We start from the raw sequence: 412 nt of genomic DNA, 5'->3' as shown, positions 1-412 counted from the left end.
CAACTAGTGCCAGCAGCCGCGGTAATTAGAAACCCGAGTAGTCCACCTAACCCGCGTAGTCCGACTGATGTGCCAGCAGCCGCGGTAATACGTAGGGAGCGAGCGTTGTCCGGAATTACTGGGTGTAAAGGGCGCGTAGGCGGTTTGTCGCGTCAGCTGTGAAAACCCGGGGCTTAACTCCGGGCCTGCAGTTGATACGGGCAGACTAGAGGTATGCAGGGGAGACCGGAATTCCTAGTGTAGCGGTGAAATGCGTAGATATTAGGAGGAACATCGGTGGCGAAGGCGGCTTACTGGGCCTTTTCTGACGCTGAGGCACGAAAGCGAGGGGAGCAAACGGGATTAGAAACCCTGGTAGTCCACATCGGGTGCCAGCAGCCGCGGTAATTAGAAACCCCAGTAGTCCACATCG

At 56.8% G+C, this 412-nt stretch carries 1 rRNA gene; it reads left to right on the top strand.

Annotated features, from left to right (window positions below):
* Positions 1–412 (top strand): 16S ribosomal RNA (locus tag CIL05_RS22480); the annotation flags it as partial.

The sequence above is a fragment of the Virgibacillus profundi genome (genome assembly GCF_002287375.1).
Classification (GTDB): Bacteria; Bacillota; Bacilli; order Bacillales; family Amphibacillaceae; genus Virgibacillus_K; species Virgibacillus_K profundi.
The sequence above is the reverse complement of the archived record's forward strand: the minus strand, read 5'-3'. Positions and strand labels throughout refer to the sequence as shown.